The sequence below is a fragment of the Pedococcus sp. P1_H8 genome (assembly GCF_056405175.1).
Genome location: NZ_JBFUCP010000149.1, coordinates 1 through 504, shown reverse-complemented (window position 1 = coordinate 504; position 504 = coordinate 1). Strand labels below are relative to the sequence as shown.

The 504-nt window shown below is 68.4% G+C and carries 1 protein-coding gene; it reads right to left on the bottom strand.

The genetic code is table 11. The features are described 5' to 3' along the window. A partial coding sequence (locus tag AC1DYG_RS19320) for a condensation domain-containing protein (RefSeq protein WP_477641475.1) occupies positions 1 to 504 on the bottom strand: 504 nt, incomplete at both ends.

Genomic DNA, 504 nt, shown 5'->3' with positions numbered 1-504 from the left:
GGTCTTCGATGGTGCCGGTCGAGAGGATGTTGAACTCGCCCAACACAGGTCCGAGGGCCACCTCGTTGTGGAAGAGCATGATGTTCACCAGCGGACCGAGCAGGTCCCGCTGGACCGCACTGGCGGACGAGCCTCGGCGCATGTCCTCGTGCCGGTAGCGCTGGCGCCGCAGCGCACCCGAGACGGCGACCTGGACCTGGGTGAGGAGCTCCGCGATGGTGGTGTCGGTTCCAACGTGCAGCCTGAGCGGCACCACGTTGGACATCATGCCGCCGGACCGCCGGGCGGCGGCCGTCGTACGTGCGGTGACAGGCAGGCTCAGGATGACATCCTCGTTGCCCGAGACCTGTGCCAGATAGCTCGCGAACGCKGCGATCAGCATCCCCGCGGGCGATGAATTCTGCTCCGAGACCGCGGCGGAGAGCTGCGCGGCAAACTCGTCGGACAGCGCCGCGCTGGACACCCCGTTGACCGCCGACGGAGCCGCGGTCCGACCACTGAGGC